The sequence below is a fragment of the Litorivivens sp. genome (assembly GCF_057445395.1).
The window spans coordinates 1-12051 of record NZ_JBVBUV010000095.1 but is presented as its reverse complement, the minus strand read 5'-3'; the positions used below and the strand labels follow the sequence as shown (position 1 = coordinate 12051).

10 protein-coding genes and 1 tRNA gene are annotated in these 12051 nt (G+C 54.7%); 10 read left to right on the top strand and 1 reads right to left on the bottom strand.

Annotated elements, in window-relative coordinates; all coding sequences use genetic code 11:
• Positions 1-125: 125 nt before the first annotated feature.
• From carA to greA, 3 genes are all read left to right on the top strand, one after another.
• On the top strand, positions 126-1265 hold the full coding sequence (gene carA, locus AC222A_RS17550) for a glutamine-hydrolyzing carbamoyl-phosphate synthase small subunit (RefSeq protein WP_372809635.1): 1140 nt from the start codon (positions 126-128) through the stop codon (positions 1263-1265).
• Positions 1266-1411: 146 nt separating this feature from the next.
• On the top strand, positions 1412-4633 hold the full coding sequence (gene carB / locus AC222A_RS17545) for a carbamoyl-phosphate synthase large subunit (RefSeq protein ID WP_372799331.1): 3222 nt from the start codon (positions 1412-1414) through the stop codon (positions 4631-4633).
• The gene (gene greA / locus AC222A_RS17540) at positions 4630-5106 is read left to right on the top strand and encodes a transcription elongation factor GreA (protein WP_372750210.1); all 477 of its coding nucleotides are present in this window, start codon (positions 4630-4632) and stop codon (positions 5104-5106) included. Before carB ends, greA begins: the two co-directional genes overlap by 4 nt.
• 75 nt (positions 5107-5181) lie before the next feature.
• Here the strand turns inward: greA and AC222A_RS17535 are convergent, their stop codons facing one another.
• Positions 5182-5478 (bottom strand): YhbY family RNA-binding protein, encoded by a 297-nt coding sequence (locus AC222A_RS17535; RefSeq protein ID WP_372750211.1) that lies wholly within the window; start codon positions 5476-5478, stop codon positions 5182-5184.
• A 99-nt stretch (positions 5479-5577) separates the two neighbouring features.
• On the opposite strand from AC222A_RS17535, the gene rlmE reads away from it, so the two are divergent.
• The 7 genes from rlmE to AC222A_RS17500 all read left to right on the top strand — a co-directional run bounded on the left by rlmE (position 5578) and on the right by AC222A_RS17500 (position 11788).
• Positions 5578-6204 (top strand): 23S rRNA (uridine(2552)-2'-O)-methyltransferase RlmE, encoded by a 627-nt coding sequence (rlmE, locus tag AC222A_RS17530; protein WP_372758684.1) that lies wholly within the window; start codon positions 5578-5580, stop codon positions 6202-6204.
• Positions 6205-6352: 148 nt separating this feature from the next.
• A complete protein-coding gene (ftsH, locus tag AC222A_RS17525; protein WP_372758686.1) occupies positions 6353-8281 on the top strand; it encodes an ATP-dependent zinc metalloprotease FtsH in 1929 nt (642 codons plus the stop codon).
• 8 nt (positions 8282-8289) lie between these two features.
• A complete protein-coding gene (folP, locus tag AC222A_RS17520) occupies positions 8290-9159 on the top strand; it encodes a dihydropteroate synthase (RefSeq protein ID WP_372748307.1) in 870 nt (289 codons plus the stop codon).
• Positions 9152-10489, top strand: coding sequence for a phosphoglucosamine mutase (gene glmM / locus AC222A_RS17515; protein WP_486775343.1), 1338 nt, complete (start codon positions 9152-9154; stop codon positions 10487-10489). The genes folP and glmM overlap by 8 nt, the downstream gene beginning before the upstream one ends.
• Before the next feature lie 74 nt (positions 10490-10563).
• On the top strand, positions 10564-11313 hold the full coding sequence (tpiA, locus tag AC222A_RS17510; protein ID WP_372748309.1) for a triose-phosphate isomerase: 750 nt from the start codon (positions 10564-10566) through the stop codon (positions 11311-11313).
• Positions 11314-11316: 3 nt separating this feature from the next.
• The gene (gene secG / locus AC222A_RS17505; RefSeq protein WP_372748310.1) at positions 11317-11688 is read left to right on the top strand and encodes a preprotein translocase subunit SecG; all 372 of its coding nucleotides are present in this window, start codon (positions 11317-11319) and stop codon (positions 11686-11688) included.
• A 14-nt stretch (positions 11689-11702) separates the two neighbouring features.
• Positions 11703-11788: transfer RNA gene (locus AC222A_RS17500), tRNA-Leu, on the top strand.
• The last annotated feature ends 263 nt before the right edge of the window (positions 11789-12051 follow it).

The following is a 12051-nucleotide window of genomic DNA, read 5'->3' as shown; positions in this document are numbered from 1 at the left end:
ACGGTATACCGAAAGCGAGATGGGGCCCTCATCTCGCTTTTTTGCGCGCGCCCACTTTATCCGTTCGTATTCTGGCCTGTTGTCACGGTAGAATGCGGCACACTCTGTTACCCAAGGAGGTTTGCTTGACGGTTCCAGCCATACTCGCCCTAGCCGATGGCAGCATATTCAGGGGTATTGCAATAGGGGCCGAAGGGCACTCCGTTGGGGAAGTGGTCTTCAATACGGCCATGACCGGGTATCAGGAGATACTGACCGACCCGTCCTATGCAAAACAGCTGATTACTCTGACCTATCCTCATATCGGCAATACCGGGGTCAATGACGAAGACGAGGAAGCCAGTGAGATATGGGCATCCGGTCTGATCATTCGTGACCTGCCGATGCTGGCCAGCAATTTTCGCAGCCAGCAGAGCCTTTCTGATTATCTGAAAGCCCGCAATATTGTGGGTATCGCCGACATCGACACCCGTCGCCTGACACGCCTACTGCGCGACAAAGGCGCCCAGAACGGCTGCTTGATGGCGGGCGATATCGATGACGACAAGGCGCTTGCGCTGGCCAGGGACTTTGCCGGTCTTAAAGGTATGGATCTGGCCAAGGAAGTGACCACTTCCGAAGTATACAGCTGGCGTGAAGGCACATGGCAGTTGGGCGCTGGGCACCAGACGCTCGGCGACGCCGATTTGCCCTACAACGTGGTGGCTTATGATTTTGGAGCGAAGCGCAATATCTTGCGTATGCTCACGGATCGCGGCTGCCGCCTGACGGTGGTTCCCGCCAAGACCCCGGCTGCAGACGTACTGGCCATGAATCCCGACGGTGTGTTCTTGTCTAATGGCCCGGGCGACCCGGAGCCCTGCGACTATGCTATTGCAGCGATCCGCGAGATTGTGGATGCGGGCCTTCCTGTTTACGGCATTTGTCTGGGGCATCAGCTGCTGGCGTTGGCCTCTGGCGCCAAAACAGTGAAGATGAAATTTGGTCACCACGGCGCCAACCATCCGGTTCAGGATCTGAAGACCGGCGTCGTCCACATCACCAGTCAGAATCACGGCTTTGCGGTAGACGAGGCCAGTCTGCCTGACAACCTTCAGGCTACTCATAAGTCTCTGTTTGACGGCAGTCTGCAAGGCGTGCATCGCACCGACAAGCCTGCCTTCAGCTTTCAGGGACACCCGGAAGCAAGCCCTGGGCCACACGATATCGCGCCGCTGTTTGACCACTTTGTGGAGCTGATGCAGGCCCATAAAGACAAGCTGTAAGCGCCAGCCCATCAGGTCCGTGCTTCGGGTGCGGGCCTGACGTCGGACGCCAGGCGTCGGACGAAAAAGCGATGCGTCAGACGCCAGACTTGTGGCGTCCGACCCCAAACTAACGAAGTACAGATTTCGACGGTTACGACAACGCCATGCCAAAACGCACAGATATCCAATCCATCCTCATTCTCGGCGCCGGTCCTATTGTGATCGGCCAGGCCTGTGAGTTCGACTACTCCGGTGCTCAGGCCTGCAAGGCGCTGAAGGAAGAGGGGTACCGCGTCATCCTGGTGAACTCCAACCCGGCAACCATCATGACGGATCCGGCGATGGCCGATGCAACCTATATCGAGCCGGTGCAGTGGCAGACGGTTGCCAAGATCATCGAAAAAGAACGCCCGGATGTGGTGCTGCCTACCATGGGTGGTCAGACCGCACTGAACTGTGCGCTGGATCTGGCGCGCGAAGGTATTCTGGAAAAATACGACGTTGAGCTGATTGGGGCCAACAAAGAAGCCATCGATAAAGCTGAAGATCGCCAGTTATTCGATCAGGCGATGAAGCGTATTGGCCTGGAAACACCCCGCTCGGCATTAGCCCACAGTATGGAAGAGGCGCTGCAGGTGCTGGATTCCATCGGCTTTCCGGCCATTATCCGCCCGTCCTTTACTATGGGTGGCAGCGGCGGTGGTATTGCCTACAACCGTGAAGAATACATCGAGATCTGCGAGCGCGGCCTGGATCTGTCGCCCACCAATGAGCTGCTGATCGATGAATCCCTGATTGGTTGGAAAGAATACGAGATGGAGGTTGTTCGTGATAAAAACGACAACTGCATCATTATCTGTTCGATCGAAAACTTTGATCCGATGGGGGTTCACACTGGTGACTCCATCACGGTTGCGCCGGCCCAGACCCTGACCGACAAGGAATACCAGATCATGCGCAACGCCTCTTGTGCGGTGCTGCGTGAGATTGGTGTGGAAACCGGCGGCTCTAACGTACAGTTCGGTATTGACCCGAAAGATGGCCGCATGGTCATTATCGAAATGAACCCGCGTGTCAGTCGTTCCTCTGCACTGGCGTCAAAAGCCACCGGTTTCCCGATAGCGAAAGTGGCGGCGAAGCTTGCGGTAGGGTATACCCTCGACGAACTTCAGAACGATATTACCGGCGGCGCAACTCCGGCGTCATTTGAGCCGGCTATTGACTATGTCGTTACCAAGATTCCGCGCTTCACCTTCGAAAAGTTTGGTGAGGCGCAGCCGCGTCTGCATACCCAGATGAAGTCTGTGGGTGAGGTTATGGCCATCGGGCGCTCATTCCAGGAATCAGTACAGAAGGCGCTGCGCGGATTGGAAGTTGGGTCTTCCGGCTTTGAGCACAAAATTGATACCGATCGCAGTGATGCCCGCGAGACGCTTATTGGAGAGCTGACCAACCCTGGCCCGGAGCGTATCTGGTACGTGGGTGATGCCTTCCGCATGGGGATGAGTGTCGATGAGGTCTACGAATTCTCCGGTATCGACCCCTGGTTTCTAGTCCAGATCGAAGACATCATCAAGACTGAAAACAGCCTAAAATCCGTGAAGCTCGAGGATATCGACGCGGACATGATGTTCAGGCTCAAGCGAAAAGGCTTTTCCGACCAGCGCCTTGGTGTTTTGCTGGGCGTGGGTAAAACGGCCGTGCGGGACCAGCGTCTGAAACTGAATGTACGCCCGGTATTTAAACGTGTAGATACCTGCGCCGCAGAATTTTCGACCTCAACCGCCTACATGTATTCCACCTACGAAGAAGAGTGTGAAGCCAATCCGTCCGACCGGGACAAGATTCTGGTTATCGGCGGTGGTCCCAACCGTATCGGGCAGGGTATCGAGTTTGACTACTGCTGTGTGCACGCAGCATTGGCAATGCGCGACGATGGTTATGAAACCATCATGGTTAACTGTAACCCGGAAACGGTTTCTACCGACTACGACACCTCAGATCGTTTGTACTTTGAGCCGGTAACTCTGGAAGACGTGCTGGAAATTGTCGACAAGGAAAAGCCCAAGGGCGTTATTGTCCAGTTCGGTGGACAGACCCCCTTGAAGCTTGCGCGTGCTCTGGAAGCTGCAGGCGTACCGATAATTGGCACGACCCCAGATGCAATAGATCGCGCCGAAGATCGCGAGCGCTTCCAGCAAATGATCAACAAGCTTGGGCTGCTGCAACCGCCTAACGCCATTGTGCGATCCTCTGCTGAAGCCATGAAAGTGGCTGAGAAAATAGGCTACCCCCTGGTGGTGCGTCCATCGTATGTGCTTGGTGGGCGGGCGATGGAAATCGTCTACAAAGAAGATGAGTTGGAACGCTACATGGTGCAGGCCGTGCATGTGTCTGAAGATTCGCCGGTACTGCTCGATCACTTCCTGAGCGCCGCCGTTGAGGTGGATATTGATGCGGTCTCCGACGGCAAGGATGTGGTCATTGGTGCCATCATGCAGCACATTGAGCAGGCGGGCGTGCACTCGGGCGATTCGGCCTGTTCGCTACCGCCGTATTCATTGCCTCAAGATGTGCAGAATGAAATGCGCGATATTGTGAAAGCAATGGCGATAGAGTTGGGCGTCAAGGGGTTGATGAATGTTCAGCTCGCTTGGCAGGATGGCAAGATCTACGTTATCGAAGTGAATCCACGCGCATCGCGTACGGTGCCTTTTGTTTCCAAATGCATCGGTGTTTCGCTGGCGAAAGTAGCAGCACGCTGCATGGCTGGCACGTCGCTAGAAGACCAAAACTTCACCCAAGAAATTGTGCCCACCTACTACAGTGTTAAAGAGGCGGTTTTCCCTTTCAATAAATTCCCGGGTGTAGACCCGATTCTTGGCCCGGAAATGAAATCGACCGGTGAGGTGATGGGCTTGGGTGAAAGTTTTGCTGAAGCCTTTGCCAAAGCCCAGCGCGGGGCGGGTGAAAAGCTACCCAAGCCGGGGCTGGCGTTTATCAGTGTGCGTAATCCAGATAAGCCAGGTGCTGTCGCTGTAGCCAAACAGTTGCTGGAATTCGGCTTTACCCTTTGCGCAACTCGCGGAACACATGCCGTGTTAACGGAAGCTGGGCTCGAGTGCAAACGGGTAAACAAGGTTAAGGAAGGTCGTCCCCATATTGTGGATATGGTGAAAAACGGTGATATCAAACTGATCATCAATACAACGGAAGGCAAGCAGGCTATCGCGGACTCTTCCACCATTCGGCGCTCGGCACTGGCTGGCAAGATTCCCTACACCACCACCTTGGCGGGTGCGGAGGCTATCTGTATGGCGCTCTCCTTTGGTGAGGAGAAAGTGGTTCGACGCCTGCAGGATGTACACAGAGGGATATTGCAATGAGCCAGGTACCCATGACCGTAGAAGGCGAAGCCAAACTGCGGGAAGAGCTGAAGCGTCTTAAAACCGTTGACCGACCGCGCATTATTCAGGCAATTGCCGAGGCGCGTGAGCACGGCGATCTGAAAGAAAATGCTGAATATCACGCTGCACGTGAGCAGCAGGGGTTTTGCGAGGGGCGCATCAAGGAGCTGGAAGGTAAGCTGTCTGAGGCGCGCGTAATAGACGTAAAAAACCTGCCCAACACCGGCAAAGTGATCTTCGGGGTCACCGTTGGTCTTATCAATTGCGAAACAGACGAAGAGGTGCGCTATCGTATCGTGGGTGAAGACGAAGCCAACGTAAAAGAAGGCATGATCTCCGTCACCTCACCCATTGCGCGTGCACTGATTGGTAAAACCGAGGGCGATGTCGTGGTTGTAAGGGCGCCCGGTGGTGACATCGAATACGAGATTGACAAAGTCGAGCACCTGTAAGCGATTTCTGTGCGTGCTTTACTGGGGTGGCGGCAGCCACCTTGCGGGGCGATGTGTTCAGGCGCCCCTGATGGCTCAGCGTAGCAGATTGGAGAGCTTGGGGTTGGGCTTCTTGGCTGCGCGGTAGATCAGCGCTACCTTGCCGATGGATTGAACCAGCTCAGCCCGATGGGTTTCACACAGGTAGCTAATAACCATTTTACGGTCTGCCGGCTCGGGAATGGCCAGTTTCACCTTGATCAATTCGTGATCTTCCAGCGCGCGCTCCAGCTCGGCGTCGACGCCTTCTGTTACACCCTTGCCAGCAATCATCACCACGGGCTTCAGTTTATGGCCGATTGTGCGCAATTGTTTCCGCTTGGCTGTGTCCATCTGATTGAGATCCGACTGCGTAAAAGGGCGCGTATTGTACTCAAAAGGTATACTGTGCGCGAATGAATTGAAAAGCCGAATGAAAAACAGGGTTATATCTTGGCAAAGAAGCGATCAGCGTCCAGTGGCGCCTGGCTCAAAGAGCATTTTGACGACCACTATGTAAAGCAGGCCAAGCGCGAGGGCTACCGCTCTCGCGCCTGTTACAAACTGTTGGAAATACAGGAAAAAGACCGGATTCTTCGGCCTGGAATGCAGGTCCTGGATCTTGGGGCGGCGCCGGGCGGGTGGTCGCAGGTGTCGGCGGAAATCATTGGTACCAGCGGGCGGGTAATTGCGTCGGATATTCTGCCCATGGATACACTGGCCGACGTGGAGTTTTTACAGGGCGATTTCACAGAAGATCACGTGTTTGAGGAACTGTTGGCGCTCATTGGCGACCAACCCTTGGACCTTGTAATTTCCGACATGGCCCCAAACATGAGTGGTATGAATGCAGTTGATCAGCCACGCTCCATGTATCTGGTAGAGCTGGCGCTTGATATGGCCCGCCGCGTGTTGCGCCCTGGTGGGGTGTTCCTCAGTAAAGCCTTTCACGGTGAGGGCTATGAAGAGTTCTACCGGGAGTTGAAATCAGCCTTTGACACCACGGTAACACGCAAACCCAAGGCCTCGCGGCCGCGCTCGCGTGAAGTGTACGTGCTCGGCAAGGGGTTTAAGGGCTAGGCTGCTGAATTTTAACAACTTTGTAACAAACTGTGCCTGGCCGGTTTCGATAGCCGCGATGGCGGTTCTGTAGTAAAGTGGAACGTTGAGAGTATTGAGGCGTAAGCGGATTGAGCGCTTGTGCCAGAGAGGATTTCTTTTGAACGATATGGCAAAAAACCTGTTGTTGTGGCTGATTATCGCTGCAGTACTGCTGTCGGTATTCAACAACTTCAGTGTTAAACCTAATCCTGACACGCTGACCTATTCGCAGTTTATTCAGGAAGTGCGCAACGATCGGATTGAAAAAGTGACGGTCGATGGGCTGGTGATTCGTGGTCTTCGGCGGGACAATTCCGACTTTGAAACTGTTCGCCCGATGATTGAAGATCCCAAATTGATGGATGATCTTTACAATCACAATGTAGAAGTGCGCGGTACCAAGCCGGCTGAACAAAGCATCTGGTCACAGTTGCTGATCGCCAGCTTCCCCATTCTTATCATTATTGCCGTGTTCATGTTTTTTATGCGCCAGATGCAGGGCGGTGCCGGTGGCGGTGGTCGCGGTGGACCGATGGCCTTTGGCAAGAGCAAGGCGCGGCTGCTCAGTGAGGATCAGATTAAAACCACCTTTGCCGATGTCGCGGGTGTCGACGAAGCTAAAGAAGATGTGCAGGAACTGGTAGAGTTTCTGCGCGATCCCGGCAAATTCCAGCGTTTGGGTGGTCGTATTCCACGCGGTGTGTTGATGGTCGGCTCACCGGGTACTGGTAAAACCCTGCTTGCCAAAGCGATTGCGGGCGAAGCCAAGGTGCCATTCTTTTCGATTTCTGGTTCCGACTTTGTAGAAATGTTTGTCGGGGTTGGTGCGTCGCGGGTACGCGACATGTTCGAGCAGGCCAAAAAGCAGTCGCCCTGCATTATCTTTATCGACGAGATCGACGCAGTGGGTCGTCACCGCGGCGCAGGCCTCGGTGGTGGGCACGATGAGCGCGAGCAGACCTTGAACCAGCTGCTGGTGGAAATGGACGGCTTTGAGGGGAATGAAGGCGTCATTGTGATCGCTGCGACCAACCGCCCTGATGTGCTTGATCCTGCATTGCTGCGCCCCGGGCGATTTGACCGACAGGTTGTCGTTGGTCTGCCCGATATTCGCGGCCGTGAGCAGATTCTTAAAGTTCATATGCGCAAGGTGCCTTTGGCAGATGATGTCAATCCGTCGCTGATCGCACGTGGCACCCCCGGTTTCTCCGGTGCGGATCTGGCTAACCTGGTGAACGAAGCCGCGCTGTTTGCCGCGCGCGCTAACTTGCGGCTGGTTGGGATGGATCAGTTTGACCTTGCCAAAGACAAGATCATGATGGGCGCCGAGCGCAAATCCATGGTCATGTCAGACAAAGAAAAACTGAACACTGCCTATCACGAAGCTGGGCACGCGATTGTTGGTCGTATCGTGCCCGAGCATGACCCGGTTTATAAGGTCAGCATTATTCCGCGTGGCCGGGCGCTTGGCGTTACGATGTTTCTCCCCGAAGAAGATCGCTACAGTCACAGCCGCAGGCATATCGTAAGCCAGATTTGCTCGTTGTTTGGCGGTCGTATCGCCGAAGAAATGACGCTCGGCAAAGAGGGTATTACCACGGGCGCGTCAAACGACATCAAGCGTGCCACAGAGCTGGCACGTAATATGGTGACCAAGTGGGGCCTCTCCGAAAAAATGGGTCCGCTGCTTTACGACGAAGGCGAAGAAGAAGTATTTCTCGGTCGTTCAGCCACCCAGCATCACAAGAGCGTTTCCGAAGAAACTGCCCGTGAAATTGATGAAGAAGTGCGTACGATCATCAATGATTGCTACACCCGAGCTTACGAAATACTCGAATCCCATCGTGATAAGCTCGACGTGATGGCCGATGCACTGATGAAGTATGAAACCATCGACTCTCACCAGATCGATGACATCATGTCAGGCAAGCCGCCTCGTGAGCCTTCGGATTGGGGCAACCCCAATCCGCCAACGGGTGGCGGTGGCGAGACTGCCAGTGGCGATTCCCCGGATTCCAAAGAGGGGCCAATTGGCGGCCCTGCTGGAACTCACTGACTGATACCATGAGTTCAGTTCACTCAGAACCCGCGCAGCGTCTTGTCTGCGCGGGGCGCTCTGTCGATCTTTCTCGTCCGCGAGTCATGGGCATTCTCAATGTAACACCGGATTCCTTTTCCGATGGCGGGCGATATTTCGCTGATATTGATCGTGCACGCGCGCATGCGGAGGCGATGATTGCCGCCGGTGCAGATTTCATCGATATCGGTGGCGAGTCCACACGTCCTGGCGCTGCACCCGTGGGGGTTTCGGAGGAGCTGGATCGTGTGGTCCCGGTTGTTGAGATGGTCGCTAGCGAATTTGATGTGATTGTCTCGGTCGACACCTCCAAGCCCGAGGTTATGCGCGAGTCGGCCCGGGTGGGTGCGGGCTTGCTGAATGATGTGCGCGCACTTCAGGAGCCGGGTGCGTTGGCAGCTGCTGCTGAAACAGGTTTGCCGGTGTGCTTGATGCATATGCAGGGCGCACCAGGATCTATGCAAAATTCCCCCCATTACGATGACGTAGTTGCAGAAGTTTTGGTATTTCTGCGGGCTCGCATAGCCGCCTGTGAAACTGCGGGTATAGAGCGTAGTCGTATAATCGCGGATCCGGGGTTTGGTTTTGGTAAGACTCCCGAACACAATCTGCAACTTTTAAATCGCATGGCGATGCTGCAGAGTCTAAATTGCCCGATTTTGGCGGGCCTTTCCAGGAAGTCGCTGTTGGGCGCTATTACCGGACGCCCAGTCGAACAAAGAGGCGTTGCTAGCGCAGTCGCGGCGGCGCTGGCAGTCCATGGCGGTGCCCGTATAATTCGTTCGCATGACGTCGCTGAAACCGTCGATGCAGTTAAAGTCGCCTGGGCAACAACAAGAGAGGCATTGGATGGCTAGAAAGTATTTTGGAACAGATGGCATTCGCGGTCGTGTGGGTGAGGGCAATATCACGCCGGAGTTCGTGCTCAGACTGGGTTGGGCGGTTGGCAAAGTTCTGGCAAAAAAGCCGGGCGATAAGGTGTTGATTGGCAAGGATACGCGAATATCAGGCTATATGTTTGAGTCGGCGCTTGAAGCAGGCCTGGTAGCAGCCGGTGTGGATGTACGTCTGCTTGGACCCATGCCGACGCCCGCGATCGCCTATTTGACGCGTACCATGAAGGCGAATGCAGGCATTGTGATCAGTGCCAGCCACAATCCCTTCAACGACAATGGCATTAAGTTTTTTTCCGGGAGCGGCTGCAAGCTGCCCGACGAGGTTGAACTCGCCATTGAGGCGCAACTGGAAGAGCCGATGAGCACACTGGATTCTGCCCATTTGGGTAAAGTGTCGCGTATTAATGATGCGCCCGGTCGCTACATAGAATTCTGCAAGCGAGCAATGCCGATTGGTTGTTCGCTTGACGGTCTGAGCATTGTGGTAGATTGCGCGCATGGTGCAACCTATCAGGTAGGTCCGCAAACGTTAAAAGAGCTCGATGCTCGGGTGATCACCATGGGGGCGTCGCCCGATGGCCTTAATATCAATAAAAATGTAGGCTCAACGGCGCCCGATGCGTTGCAGAAACGTGTTGTTGAAGAGGGTGCTGACCTGGGTATCGCTTTTGATGGCGATGGTGACCGGGTGGTTTTTGTTGATCATCGTGGTGAAGTGGTTGATGGCGACGAATTGCTCTTCATAATAGCCCAGCATGAACTGCTTAAATCGGGAGCCGTTAGCGGTGTCGTTGGTACGCTGATGAGTAATTTGGGGTTCGAGCTAGCCTTAAAAGAGCTGGAAATTCCCTTTGCACGCGCTAAGGTGGGAGACCGTTACGTTAAAGAGCTGATGGAATCTCGGGGCTGGACCTTGGGCGGAGAAAATTCGGGACATATCATCTGCTCCGATATTACGACAACGGGCGACGGCATTATTGCTGCGCTGAAAGTACTGTATGCGATGGTCGACTCCGGCCGCAGCCTGGCGGATCTGAAGTCAGGCATGCGCAAATTTCCGCAGATTATGCAAAATGTTCGGGTTAAGCCGGGTAGTAATATCATGGAGAGCGACGAGCTGCAGCGTGCGGTAACGAGCGTTGAAGCCGAACTGGGCGGAAAAGGGCGGGTGTTGTTGCGGCCCTCCGGTACCGAGCCAGTCATTCGCGTGATGGTGGAAGGTGAGTGCGCCGATACGGTCTCGCGCCTGTGTGCCGGGCTTTCGCAAAAAGTTGAATCTCTGGTGGCGTAAGTCGCGATTGTTTCTTGTGTAGGGTGGGCAGTTTCTGTAACATTGGCGCCCGTTCTGGGGGGTAAGGTATAACAATGCGGCAGGCTCTGATAGCTGGTAACTGGAAAATGCATGGCGATAGTCAGCAGATTCATCAGTTACTGGGTGAGCTCAAGCCGGCGGTCGCTGATGCAGAGGCCGATATCGCTGTTATTCCCCCTGCCGTGTACATCCCGCTGTGTGATGAATTGCTTAAAGGCTCTAATGTGGTCTTTGGTGCGCAAAACGTCAGTGAGCAGCGGGAACAGGGCGCCTTCACCGGTGAGTTGGCAGCGTCAATGTTGAAAGACTGCGGCTGCACTTATGTGTTGGTAGGGCATTCCGAGCGCCGCGCCTTGTATGGTGAGAATGATGCGCTTGTAGCGGGTAAAGTTGCCGCTGCTCTGGCAGCAGAACTCAAGCCCATATTGTGCGTCGGAGAGTCTCGCGCGCAACGTGAGGCGAATGAAACGCTTGAGGTAGTTGGGCAGCAGGTCGACGTGGTGTTGTCGACGCTGGCAGACGGACACGATCAATTGACCATTGCCTATGAACCTGTATGGGCGATCGGAACGGGCTTGACAGCATCACCGGAGCAGGCTCAGGAAGTGCATGCGTTTATTCGCAGTAAACTGGCAGCACACAGTCAGGCACTCGCGGAGAAAGTTCGCATTTTATATGGCGGTAGCGTTAAAGCCGCCAACGCGAAGGAACTGTTCAGTCAGCCCGATATTGATGGTGGTTTGGTTGGCGGTGCCTCGCTGGACGCGGCCGAATTTGCCGCGATTTGTCATTCGATTGGTTAGGTCATGGAACAACTGATACTGATATTTCACGTACTGGCGGCGATAGCAATTATCGGCCTTATCCTGATTCAACAGGGGAAAGGCGCCGATATGGGGGCATCGTTCGGCAGCGGCGCGTCGCAAACCCTGTTTGGTTCGAGTGGTAGCGGTAATGCGCTGACTCGAGCAACAGCCATTCTGGCCACACTGTTCTTCTGTACCAGTCTGGGCCTGGCTTTCGTTGCAAAAGAGAAGGCTGGTGGCTCTGATCTTGGGTTTGATGAGCAAATTCCCGCGCTGGAAGAAAGCCGCGATGTTGCGCCGGTGCCAGAATCTGTGAATGACGAGATTCCAGAGTTGCCGCGCAGTAGTGGTAGTGAGGAAATTCCGCAGTAATTTCTGAAAATATAGCCGAAGTGGTGGAATTGGTAGACACGCCATCTTGAGGGGGTGGTGAGCATAGCTCGTGCGGGTTCAAGTCCCGCCTTCGGCACCAATATAAGGTTTTCAGTGTTCCGGGGAGGTCCTGAAAGCTAGTAAGTACGGGGCTTAAAGCCCGATAGAGTGTCCAAGCGGTTTCGCAGCATTCTATTGCAATCTGGGGGTATCAGGGGGTAATTCTCCCAAGCCCAAAGCAAAAGTGCCCCCCACCATGCCCCTCGCCGACCTTGAAATCCGCAATGCCTCTCCCCGCGATAAGCAATACAAGCTCACTGATGGCGGGGGCCTCTACCTACTCGTTCTGATGTTCAAGTATCG